Here is a 10,813-nt window from a genome sequence, read left to right on the forward strand (position 1 = left end):
CTGCGTGCAGCACCGCCGGCAGCGGCAGGGCGGAATGGCGGGCCAGTTCGCCCAGCATCCAGGCCTCCAGCAGCAGCGGCCCGGCCCCGGCCTTGGCCACGACCCGGCCGCCATCGGCGAGGTCGACCCGCAGCACCGCGACGGTCGAGCCGCCCGGCAGCGGCTCAGCCGCCACCGGCCGGATGCCCAGCGCCGCGGCGATCCGGTCGGCGAGGTGGGGGTCGAGGGCGGTCAAGGGCGGCATCCCATGCCGGCAGAAAACACCGCGCGTTTCGCGGCGGCCATGGTGAAATGGGCGGAGGCCCAGCCCGTCATCCGGAGCATCATGCTCGCACCGCCCTCGGTCTACGAAACCTGCGCCCGGCTGTTCGAGCCGGGGGCCGACGCCCCCGATCCTGGCCCAGCCGGCCAGGCGGTGGAAGAGGCCCGGCGCCTGCTGGCGGCGTTCGGGATAGCGCCCGACGGCAGCGCCGAGGACGGCCGGACCGTGCGGCTGTTCCGCCTGGCCGCGACGCTGGAGGCCAGCTTCGCGGTGCCGGCGATGGATTATCCCGGCCTGACGGTCCTCGGCGCCCGGCTGCCGCGGCACCGGCCGGCCGGTGACGGTGCGGCCATTGCCGTCGACGGCGTGATCGGGTGCGACCCGAGCCCGTGGCGCGCCTTCCAGAAATGCATCGGCGAAGCGGCGGAGACGCTGGCCCTGGCCACGCCCGAGATCGGCGAGGCCGACCGGGATGGTTCGGCCGGGGAGATCGCCACCCGCTTCGGCAGCCAGATCGAGGCGCGGACCGGGCTGGAGCCGGCCGCCCTCGCCGCCGCCCCCGTTCTGGCCGGGGAGGAGCTGGCGACCGGCCGTCTGGTGCGGCTGCCGCGGCCGCTGGTCTTCGGCCCATCCGGCGGAGGCCGAGCCGCGGTGCCGGTCAGCGAGGGCTGCGCCGCCGGCCCGACGCCGGAGGACGCCACCCGGGCCGCGCTGCTCGAGCTGATCGAGCGCGACGCGGTGGCGCAATGGTGGCATGGCGGCCGGCCGGCCCGGCGGCTGCCGCCGGCGCTGATGGCCGCCGCGATCGACCGGCTGCGCCCCGGGGCCGCCGCCCCCTGGCCGCGGCAGGGATTCGCCCTGGAGCTCGACACCGCCGGCCTGCCGATCGCGGTCGTCGCCGCGGCCTCGGTCAGCCCGATCCATGGCCTCCTCGCCTGCGGCTTCGCCGCCCGGCCCGCCCGCGCGGCGGCGCTGGAGGCGGCGGTGCTGGAGATGATCCAGTCCGAGATCGCCAACGACCTCCTGTTCCTGCGGCTGCGCCGGGCCGGGCCGGACGCCGACCCCGCGGATCGCGACAGACTCACGGCGAAGCAGCGGCTGCGGCCCGACATGCTGCTGGCGACGGCGACACGGAGCGATGCCGCGGCGGATCGTCCCGACGCCCCAGCCTCCCTGTCCGGGCTGCTGGCCGCCCTGGCCCGGCGGGAAACGGCCGTTTTCCGGGTCGACCTGACCACGGGGGCTGGGATTCCGGTGGTGAAGCTGTTATCGCCGGACCTGCAGCCCTCCGCCCCCGCCGCGATGACGGAGAGGCTGCGCCAGACGGCGGCGGAATTCGGCCGCTCGCTGAATGGTTTGGAGGATCGACCTGCGATAATTTAAAAGTTTATGGGCCCAGTCCGCTGCGGTTTCATTGTTTGGGGGAAGGGAGACCGCGGATGGCGGTTCCGGCAACACGGAGCGTTGGGGCTCCGGAACGGGGGGATGTTCCCGCCCCGGAGGCACGGGGCGTCGAGCGTCTGCGGCTGTCGCTGGGCAATGGATTCGATCTCCGTCTGGGCAATGGCGAGCGGATTGAGCTGGGCAGCCGCAAGGCCCAGGCGATCTTCGCCTTCGTGGCGCTGAGCGGCACCGCGATCGAGAGCCGCGAGCGCGTCGCCGGGGTGTTCTGGAGCGAGAGCGACGGCGACCATGCCCGCGGGTCGCTGCGGCAATGCCTGAAGCAGCTGCGCGACAACCTCGACGCCGTCCGGCCGGGCATCGTCGATATCGGCCGCCAGGACATCCGCATCCGGCGCGAGGTGGTGGATGTCGACCTGGAGCAGGTGGCGAGCGACCTGGCCCGGAGCGTCCTGCCGTCGGCCCTGACGCTGGGCTTGGCCAATCCCGACCGCATCATGGCCGGGTTCGAGGATCTCGATCGGGAGTTCGCCTCCTGGCTCACGGTCTGCCGGCAGCAGTGGCGGAAGATCTTCATCGGCAGCCTGGAGCGCCTGCTGCGCGACCCGAGCTCCGGCGAGAAGATCGCCGCCGAGGCCGCCCATGCGCTGCTGGACATCGACCCGACGCATGAGGAGGCCTACCGCGTCCTGATCCTGCAGCAGGCGCTGCGCGGCAACATCGCCGCCGCGCTGAAGCTGTACGGCACGCTATGGGACCTGCTCCAGAACGACTATGACATGGAGCCGTCGGAGGAGACGCAGCGGCTCATCGTCGAGATCAAGCAGGGCTCGGTCGACAGCACCGCCCAGCCGTCCCCCGCGCCGGTGGCAGCGGCGTCACGGCTGCCGATCATCGAGGTGGACCGGCTGAGCCCCGGCATCCCCGAGGGCATCGACGACTATGTCGTGCACGGCTTCCGCAGCGAGCTGATCGCCAATCTGGTGCGGTTCCGCGAATGGATCGTGGTCGAACCGCCCGATTCGGCCCCGTCGGCCGAACAGCAGCAGGTCGACTACCGCCTGTCCTCCGCGTTCCGGCAGAAGGACGACGACCTGCTGATCGTCGTCTCCCTGATCGAGCTGACCCGCAACCGGGCGCTGTGGTCGGAGACCTTCTCGCTGGCCCTGCCGTCCTGGATGGACCAGCAGCGCCAGATCGCCCGGCGCGTCTCGGCGACGCTGGACATCCACATCTCGGCCAATGCGCTGTCGCGCCAGATCGGCGACCGCGACTTCGCCCATGGGCCGTATGTCCGCTGGCTACGCGGCCAGTACCTGCTGAACTTCTGGGAGCCCCAGGCGGAGTTCGAGGCCGAGGCGCTGTTCAAGGAGGTGATCCGGGACTGGCCCAGCTTCGCCCCCGCCTATAGCGGCCTGGCCAACATCTACAATTCGCGCCACATCATCCTGCCGGGGGTGCGGCGCGACCGCGCCATGGCCGAGGAGGCGCTGAGCCTGGCGCGCCGGGCGGCCGAGCTGGACCCGTTGGACGCGCGCGGGCACCTGACGCTCGCCTGGTCCTACATGATGACGACCCGCTACCCGCAGGCCGACCTGCATCTGGAGCTGGCGCGCGACCTGAACCCGAGCAACCCATCGGTGCTGATGTCGGCGGCGCAGGGCTTCGCCTTCGTCGACCGGACCGACGTCGCCCTCGACCTCGTGGCCAATGCCTTCGAGCTCAACCCGATGATCCCGCCCCATCACTGGGCCTATCTGGCGGGCATCCGCTTCCTGCACGGCGACATCGAGGGCTGCGTCGAGGCCGCCGACCGGGCCGGGCAGTCGATCTTCAACATCCCGGCCTGGAAGGCCGCGGCCCTCAGCCTGCTCGGCGACAGCCGGCGGGCGCAGGAGGAGGCGCGCCTCTTCCTGCGCAACGCCCGCGACGCCTGGCACGCCAAGTTCGAATGCACCGACGCCGCCATCGTCGAATGGTTCCTGAGCAGCTTCCCGATCCGCAACGTCGCCCGCTGGCGCGAGCTGCGGGAAGGCCTGATCCAGGCCGGCCTTCCCGCCACCGATGTCGGCGAGGAGCAGCTCTACTGGCCTCACCGGCACTGACCGAAGCTGTAGTCGCCGACACGGAAATAGAACATGTCCAGCGCGTCCAGCGCGTTCGGGTCGCGCCGCACCTGCAGGGCGTATTCGTCCGGCAGCGGATAAGGGCCGGGATACTTCGAGTATTCCTCGATCCGCTGCCGCATCAGGTCGGCCGGCGGCAGCACGACATACAGCGCCTCGTCGCGGCTGACGACCCGGATCTCCTTCCCGGATTCGGCAAAGTTCTCCAGCGTGATGCCGTGATCCTTCAGCAGCTGCAGCGCCTCGGCCGTCGTCTTCGGCTTCGGGATCTCACCGATCGCCATGCCGATGATCAGCCGGCCCGCGGCCTCGCGGTCATACATTGTCATCTCGACCGGCACCGGCTTCGGCGGCTGCTTCGGGTCGTTCTTGTTGTGGTCCGTCATCGCTCGCTCCTCCTTGTTCGCAAGGCGCTGCCGCCCCGCCGTATGGCGACGGCCGACGGGCCGCCGCATTAAACCTCCGCCCCCGCGCCCCGAAGGACGACGGAGGCGGAGGTCCCCCACCACCTCGGTGCCGGCGTCCTCAGACGCTGGCTTGTGTGATCGGCCGCGACGACGCGGCCGGTGCCGGCGGCGATTCGACGAAGCCGATGATGTCGCGCATGCTGTCCGGAACGGCGCCGCCCTTGAACAGGACGCGGCTCCAGCGCCGGATCACTCCGGATTCGACCGTCGTCGACTCGGCCAGGGACGCGGCCAGCACCACCTGGGCGACGATCGCCGACCCCAGCGGCCCGAGGCGCCGGCCCTGATGGCGCACCTCGGCCTCGCGCAGGATGTAATAGAACAGCGGCGTATCCTCGGCCAAAGCCTCGATCACCCCGGCCGGGGCGTCGGCCAGCGGGTTGCGCTGGCTGCGGGCATTCATGCCGGCAAGCCCGCCATGACCGTCACCCAGCAGCTCCTCCCGCGTCAGCTTCGGGACCCCGAGCCGGTCGGCAAGGTGCTGGGCGTTCGGCAGGCTGGACAGATAGGCCCGCGCCAGATCGCGGAAGGGCAGCCCGCCATAGCAGCCGTCATAGAGCGGATCGCTGCCGACCATGCGGCGCATGTCGTCATGCGCCATGGCGGACATCGTGTAGAACTGCGAGGTGACCCAGGGGCCGATGAGATGGGCCTGGTTCTCGTCCGCGCCCGGCTTCTCCGGGAAGAACAGATCCCATTCCAGGATCCAGTCGTTCGGGATCGGGCAGCCCGGGATGCCGCCGTCGCCGGCCAACATGCCGCGCCGGAACGTCATCAGCCCTTTCAGCCCGGTCTCGGTCAGCGCCAGGGCCCGGTTCAGCGTGTAGGACGGCCGCACCATGGCGTGTCCGAAGCGGAAGGCGGCCATGATGAACTCGGCCGGCAGCGGCGTGTCCCGGTCGGCGGCCAGGCGACGACCGAAGCCGCCCAGATCCTGCAGGCTCTCACGCCGGGCATAGGTCTGCCAGATCTCGGGGTCGAGCAGATGGCCGAGATAGTCGTTTCGCACCACCGACCGGTAGGCGGAGATCACCAGCGCACGGGCGATCTCGAACACCTCGTAGTCGGACGGGCAGTGCTGCGAGGCCAGGATGGCGTCGACGATGCGGTTGTGGAAGCGATGGAACAGGACCGTGATCTGCGACAGGATCAGGTTGTTGTCGTTGCGGATGTCGCCGATCAGCGGCTCGACCGGGCATTGCTTCGGCACCTCCGGCGTCCCCGGCGGCAGCGGCCGCAGGTCGGTGGCGTTCGAGGCCGCGTCGAGGCAGGCGATCATCGCCAGGTCGCAGGGCTGCGGCGCCTTGGCGGTGGCCGGGTCGCCCGGCACCTCCGGCGCCTGCTTGTCCCAGGTCCGGCCGCCGGTATAGCCAACGCGCAGCTTCATCCGCAGCGCGTCGGGCCCGCCGGTGCGCTGCTGGTACAGCATCGGCGACCGGAACGGCCCGCCGCGATAGAGGCAGTCGAGGTCCAGCGACGGGCTGGCCCAGAGCGGCCCGGCATTGGCCGAGCGCGAGAGGGTGCCGAGATCGGTGAAGGTCAGGTCATGCGCGATCAGCTGGCCAAGATAGGTGTAGCCGGCCGGGACCTCGGGGTTGAACGTCTCCGGCCCGGCGACGAGCCCGTCCAGGTACATCTTGCGGGCCAGGCGCTGCAGCACGTCCATGACCAGGGCCTGCGGATGCAGGCCCAGCCGGCCCGCCTCCTGCGCCAGCCGCCAGCCGAAGATGCCGTTGGGCGGCGGCGGATCGCCTTCGAAATAGGTCGCGGGCTGCTCGAGCCCCTGCGTCAGCGCGGCGCTGCGCTGGCCGGCCCTTGCGAAACCTGAGCCATGCACGTTCGTGCCCTCCCTGGTCGGTACACCGCGATCCGTTGGCGTCGCCGGAGCATTTAGAAGCCCGATCGTGATCGGATCGTGATTCCCCTGCGGCGATTCCGCGGCCGGAATCGGACCCGGGTCAACCCCGCTGGTCGAGGCTCAGCGGATAGCGCAGCGGGTGGTGGCTGGAGAAGGTCATGTTCACCGGCCGACCCTGCGGGTCGTATGCGATCTGCTCGATCGTCAGCACCGCGGCGGGGGGCGTCAGCTCCAAGAGCTCCGCCTCCTCGGCATTGGCCAGCCGGGCGCTCATCGTGGTGCGGCCGCGGTCCGGCCGCAGCCGGTAGCGGTCGCGCACCTCGGCGTAGAGCGAACGGTTGCCGGTCGACCAGTCGAGCTCCAGGATCCCCGGCACCAGCCGGGCGGCGAACCAGTCCTGGGTCAGCACCACCGGCTGCCCGTCCAGGCAGCGCAGCCGCTTCAGCATCACCACATCGGCGCCGGGCTGCAGGAACAGCGGCCGCGCCACCTCGGCCGGCGCGCGGCAGACATAGCCCTCGATCAGCCGGCTTGTCGGCGTCCGGCCATGCGCCTCGGCGATCGCGGTGAAGCTGCGCAGCAGGTGCAGCTCGTAGGTCTCCTCCCGCCGCGCCACGAAGAAGCCGCGGCCGGGATGGCTGTGCAGCCAGCCCTCCTGCACCAGCTCGCGCACCGCCTGGCGCACGGTGATGCGGCTGACGCCGTACTGCTTCTCCAGCTCGCGCTCCGACGACAGCTTGGCATCGGTGCCCAGTTCGCCGCTCTCGATCCGCTCGCGCAGCCGCTGCTTGATCTGGCGGTAGAGAGGCTGCGGATCGTCGCGCCGCAGCCCGTCGCCGGCAGGTCCGTCACTGGGGAAGCCGTCGGTCATGGCGCGCGGAGTGGCCTCTCGGCAGGGGCGTGGATCACCCTCGCTGCATACACGCAAATCGGGGTTCCGGCCACAATTGACATGTCTGGTTATAACCAGTCATAACGATGGCGGTTATCGGGAGGCACCATGAAACTGACCCTGGTCGGCGGCGGCGGCGTCCGCGCCCCCCTGTTCATCGAATCGGCGCTGCGCCGGGCGGAGTGGAGCAACCTGACCGAGCTGTGCCTGTTCGACATCGACGGGCCGCGGCTGGAGCTGTTCGGCGGGCTGGGGGCGGAGATCGCCCGACGGATGAAGTCTCCCGTCAGGATCACCACCAGCCTGGACCCGGAGCGGGCGCTGGAGGGCGCGGCCTATGTCGTGACCACGGTCCGGCCGGGGCTGGAGGAAGGGCGGATCAAGGATGAGCGCATCGCCCTGGCCCACGGCGTGCTGGGGCAGGAGACGACCGGGCCGGGCGGCTTCGCCATGGCGCTGCGCAGCATCCCGACGATCCTGGGCTATGCCGACCTCTTGAAGCGGGTCAGCCCGGACGCGTGGCTGTTCAACTTCACCAACCCGGCCGGGCTGGTGACCCAGGCGCTGCGCGACGCCGGCCACGACCGCACCATCGGCATCTGCGACGGCGCCAACGCCGCCCAGTCGGCCGTGGCGCGCTGGTTCGACGTGCCGGAGAAGGCGGTGCGCACCGAGGTGTTCGGCCTGAACCACCTGTCCTTCACCCGCCGCGCCGAGATCGGCGGCGAGGATGTGCTGCCGCGCCTGCTGGCCGACGACGCGTTCCTGGCCGCCTCGGCCCAGAAGGTGTTCAGCCCGCGCGTGGTGCGCCGCCACGGGATGTGGATCAACGAGTACCTCTACTACTTCTACTATGCCGAGAAGGCGGTGGAGGCGATCCGGTCGGATTCCCGCACGCGGGGCGAGGAGGTGCGCGACCTGAATCACGGCCTGATCGAGCAGCTGACGGCGCTGGACTGGCGCCGCAACCCGGACAAGGCGCTGGAGGCCTATTACGCCTATGCCCACCGCCGCAACGCCACCTACATGCACTACGCCCAGGAGGGCGCGCCGAGCATGGAGGAGGCCGACCGCGCCCTGGCCGCCGGTGCCCATGCGCCGCTGGGCGACGAGGGCGAGGGCTATGCCGGCGTCGCCCTCGACCTGGTGGACGCGCTGGAGACCGGCAAGCCGCTGTACAGCGGGCTGAACGTGCCGAACCGGGGCGCCATCGAGGGGCTGCGCGACGACGACGTGGTCGAGGTCAGCTGCGTGGTCGACCGCGACGGCGTGCGGCCGCTGCCGATCGGCCTGATGCCGGAGGCGCAGGCCCAGCTGGTGCATAGCATCAAGCGCTACGAACGGCTGGCGGTGCAGGCGATCCGCGAGCGCGACCGCGACCTGGCGGTCGAGGCGCTGGTGGCGCATCCGCTGGTGCTGTCCTATTCCCGGGCCGAGGCGCTGGTCGATGAGTACCTCGCCGCCCACGCTCCTTACGTCGGCAACTGGCCATGACCGCCGCGGGCATGGCGCCGGGCTGCGACGTCGTCGTGGTCGGCGAATATTACTGGGACCTGATCTTCACCGGCCTGCCGGAGGTGCCGCGGCTGGGCGCCGACCTGTTCGCCCGCGACTTCGCCACCCTGCCGGGCGCCAGCTTCACCAGCGCCACGGCGCTGCACCGGCTGGGGCTGCGCACCGCCTGGGCGGCCGATTTCGGCACCGACCTGTTCAGTCAGCTGGCGCTGGACGCGGCCCGCAAGGAGGGGCTGGACGACCGACTGTTCCGCCGGCTGGACCATCCACTGGAGCGGGTCAGCGCCGCCTTCTCCTTCGCCCATGACCGCGGCTTCGTCAGCTACGCCGTGCGCGACGACCTGCCGCCGGCGCCGGAAGCCCTCGCGGCGGCGGCGCCCAAGGCGCTGCTGCTGCAGAGCTTCCGGCTACAGCCGGAGCTGCTGGCCCTGGCGCGGGCGGCGAAGCGGCAGGGCGTCTTGGTCTATCTCGACTGCCAGCACGTGCCGCACCGGATCGATTCGCCCGGCGTGGTCGAGCTGTTCCGCGAGATCGACGTCTTCGCCCCGAATGAATCCGAGGCCCTGGCCTTCACCGGCGCGCCGGATGTCAGCGCGGCGCTGGAGCGGCTGTCGGCGATGGTGCCGACCGTGCTGGTCAAGCGCGGCGCCGCAGGCGCGATCGGCGTCAGCCGCGGCGAGCGCTGCGCCGTGCCGGCCCCGGCGGTGACCGTGGTCGACACCACCGGCGCCGGCGACAGCTTCAATGCCGGCTTCCTCTATGGCCGGCTGCGCGGCTTCGACTTCCGCGACAGCCTGGCCCTGGCCGCGGGCTGCGGCGCGCTGGCCACCACCGATTACGGCGGCCGGGCGCTGCCGCGCGAGGCGGAGCTGCTGGCGCTGATCCGACAAGAGGCTCCGGCCTCGACCTGAGCGGCGGGACCAACCCGCCCGGCAACGACAAGATTTCTCAAACAGGGGCTTGAACGGAGGGACCCGTGAAGATCGCCACCCTATCCCTGACCGCCGCGCTGGCCGTTTTCGCCGCCGGCGGCGCAGAGGCCGCGACGGTGAAGTTGTTCTGCGGCGCCACCGATTACGATTTGTGCAGCAGCGCCGCCGAGGCCTGGGCGAAGCAGAGCGGCAACGCCGTCTCGATCAACAAGATGCCGGCGTCCTGGGACGATGCGGTGCCGCTGTACCAGCAGATGCTGGCGGCGAAGTCGACCGATGTCGACGTGCTGGTGATCGACGTGATCTGGATGGGCATGCTGAAGAACCATCTGCTCGACCTCGGCAGCATGGTGCCGAAGGAGGAGGTGGCGGCGCATTTCCCGACCACGATCGACGCCGCGACCATCGACGGCCAGCTGCTGGCCCTGCCCTGGTACATGGACACGGGCCTGATCTTCTATCGCAAGGACCTGCTGGAGAAGTACGGCAAGGCGGTGCCCAAGACCTGGGCCGAGCTGACCGAGATCGCCAAGACGGTGCAGGATGGCGAGCGCAAGGCCGGCGACGCCGATATGTGGGGCTTCGTCTGGCAGGGCAAATCCTATGAGGGGCTGACCTGCGACGCGATCGAATGGGTCGCCAGCACCGGCGGCGGCACCATCATCGACGGCAAGGGCGACGTCACCATCGACAACCCCAAGGCCGCCCAGGCCCTGGCCCTGGCGCACAGCTGGATCGACACCATCAGCCCGCCGGGCGTGCTGGGCTATGACGAGGAGAGCTCCCGCGCCGTGTTCGAGAGCGGCAAGGCCGTGTTCCTGCGCAACTGGCCCTATGTCTGGGGCACCTCGCAGGCCGCTGGCGGCGCCCTGGTCGGCAAGGTCGGCGTGGCGGCGCTGCCGGTGGGCGCCGCGGGCGAGAAGTCGAGCGGCTGCCTGGGCCCCGCCTATCTCGGCGTGTCGAAATACTCCGAGAACAAGGAGGCTGCAGTCAGCCTGATCCGCTACATGACGGGATCCGCCGACCAGAAGCGCCGGGCGATCCAAGGCGCCTACAACCCGACCGTCTCGGCGCTGTACGAGGACCCGGAGGTGCTGGCCAAGCTGCCCTTCCTGAAGGACACGCAGGCCGCCTTCGCCGACAGCATCGCCCGCCCCTCGGCCGCCACCGGCGCCAGCTACAACCGCGTGTCGCAGGCCTTCTCGAAGTCGGTGCACGCGGTGCTGACCGGCGACGAGAAGCCCGACGCCGCCGTGGCCGCCCTGGCCAAGGAGCTGGACCGCCTGCGCCAGCGGGCGAAGTGGTGATCGCACGAAGAGGATAGGTCGGTGCCCTCCCCCTCACCCGGAATCGCGGAGCG

At 70.8% G+C, this 10,813-nt stretch carries 8 protein-coding genes and 1 pseudogene; 5 read left to right on the forward strand and 4 right to left on the reverse strand.

Annotated elements, in window-relative coordinates; translation table 11 throughout:
- A pseudogene (locus tag ABDW35_RS22875) lies at positions 1-235 on the reverse strand (fructosamine kinase); the annotation flags it as partial.
- A 90-nt stretch (positions 236-325) separates the two neighbouring features.
- On the opposite strand from ABDW35_RS22875, the gene ABDW35_RS22880 reads away from it, so the two are divergent.
- Positions 326-1,645, forward strand: a complete 1,320-nt coding sequence (locus ABDW35_RS22880; RefSeq protein ID WP_343716190.1) for a YcaO-like family protein — start codon at positions 326-328, stop codon at positions 1,643-1,645.
- A gap of 56 nt (positions 1,646-1,701) precedes the next feature.
- On the forward strand, positions 1,702-3,768 hold the full coding sequence (locus ABDW35_RS22885; RefSeq protein WP_343716191.1) for a BTAD domain-containing putative transcriptional regulator: 2,067 nt from the start codon (positions 1,702-1,704) through the stop codon (positions 3,766-3,768).
- On the opposite strand, the gene ABDW35_RS22890 is transcribed toward ABDW35_RS22885, so the two are convergent.
- From ABDW35_RS22890 to ABDW35_RS22900, 3 genes are all read right to left on the reverse strand, one after another.
- Positions 3,756-4,175, reverse strand: a complete 420-nt coding sequence (locus tag ABDW35_RS22890) for a hypothetical protein (RefSeq protein ID WP_343716192.1) — start codon at positions 4,173-4,175, stop codon at positions 3,756-3,758. The two genes, ABDW35_RS22885 and ABDW35_RS22890, sit on opposite strands and share 13 nt — an antisense overlap.
- A gap of 139 nt (positions 4,176-4,314) precedes the next feature.
- Positions 4,315-6,093, reverse strand: coding sequence for a peroxidase family protein (locus tag ABDW35_RS22895; RefSeq protein WP_343716193.1), 1,779 nt, complete (start codon positions 6,091-6,093; stop codon positions 4,315-4,317).
- 121 nt (positions 6,094-6,214) lie between these two features.
- Positions 6,215-6,985, reverse strand: coding sequence for a GntR family transcriptional regulator (locus ABDW35_RS22900; RefSeq protein ID WP_343716194.1), 771 nt, complete (start codon positions 6,983-6,985; stop codon positions 6,215-6,217).
- A 129-nt stretch (positions 6,986-7,114) separates the two neighbouring features.
- Here ABDW35_RS22900 and ABDW35_RS22905 point away from each other — a divergent pair, with 129 nt between their 5' ends.
- From ABDW35_RS22905 to ABDW35_RS22915, 3 genes are all read left to right on the forward strand, one after another.
- On the forward strand, positions 7,115-8,500 hold the full coding sequence (locus ABDW35_RS22905) for a 6-phospho-beta-glucosidase (protein ID WP_343716195.1): 1,386 nt from the start codon (positions 7,115-7,117) through the stop codon (positions 8,498-8,500).
- Complete coding sequence (locus ABDW35_RS22910; RefSeq protein WP_343716196.1) at positions 8,497-9,432, forward strand: PfkB family carbohydrate kinase; 936 nt, start codon at positions 8,497-8,499, stop codon at positions 9,430-9,432. The genes ABDW35_RS22905 and ABDW35_RS22910 overlap by 4 nt, the downstream gene beginning before the upstream one ends.
- Before the next feature lie 65 nt (positions 9,433-9,497).
- Positions 9,498-10,760: an ABC transporter substrate-binding protein gene (locus tag ABDW35_RS22915; protein ID WP_343716197.1), complete on the forward strand. Its 1,263-nt coding sequence runs from the start codon at positions 9,498-9,500 to the stop codon at positions 10,758-10,760.
- Positions 10,761-10,813: the final 53 nt, after the last annotated feature.

Source organism: Inquilinus sp., assembly GCF_039594555.1.
Taxonomy (GTDB): Bacteria; Pseudomonadota; Alphaproteobacteria; order DSM-16000; family Inquilinaceae; genus Inquilinus.

Excerpts from the sequence above, each read along its gene's own strand:
- ABDW35_RS22880 (WP_343716190.1), top strand. The coding sequence starts at position 326 with ATGCTCGCACCGCCCTCGGTCTACGAAACCTGCGCCCGGCTGTTCGAG.
- ABDW35_RS22885 (WP_343716191.1), top strand. The coding sequence starts at position 1,702 with ATGGCGGTTCCGGCAACACGGAGCGTTGGGGCTCCGGAACGGGGGGAT.
- ABDW35_RS22890 (WP_343716192.1), bottom strand. The coding sequence starts at position 4,175 with ATGACGGACCACAACAAGAACGACCCGAAGCAGCCGCCGAAGCCGGTG.
- ABDW35_RS22900 (WP_343716194.1), bottom strand. The coding sequence starts at position 6,985 with ATGACCGACGGCTTCCCCAGTGACGGACCTGCCGGCGACGGGCTGCGG.
- ABDW35_RS22905 (WP_343716195.1), top strand. The coding sequence starts at position 7,115 with ATGAAACTGACCCTGGTCGGCGGCGGCGGCGTCCGCGCCCCCCTGTTC.
- ABDW35_RS22910 (WP_343716196.1), top strand. The coding sequence starts at position 8,497 with ATGACCGCCGCGGGCATGGCGCCGGGCTGCGACGTCGTCGTGGTCGGC.